The 255-nt window shown below is 51.4% G+C and carries 1 protein-coding gene; it reads left to right on the forward strand.

Annotated elements, in window-relative coordinates:
- Positions 1–255: hypothetical protein (locus MiSe_RS50380; RefSeq protein WP_226595136.1), on the forward strand; the 255-nt coding region annotated here is incomplete at both ends.

Below are 255 nucleotides of genomic sequence, written 5' to 3' on the forward strand. Positions count from 1 at the left end.
CAGTTGGCGATGCTTTGGAATCAATTGCTGTGGGGGATGTTGCTGTTGCGGATATCTCTGGTGTTTCTCCCATAGATGCGAGATCGGCAGTTGGCGATGCTTTGGAATCAATTGCTGTGGGGGATGTCGCTGTTGCGGATATCTCTGGTGTTTCTCCCATAGATGCGACATCAGCTGTTGGCGATGCTTTGGAATCAATTGCTGTGGCGGATGTTGGTGCGACCGCTGACGAAGAGGATGTTGCTGTTGCGGATA

This window comes from Microseira wollei NIES-4236 (assembly GCF_020521235.1).
GTDB classification, from domain to species: Bacteria; Cyanobacteriota; Cyanobacteriia; order Cyanobacteriales; family Aerosakkonemataceae; genus Microseira; species Microseira wollei.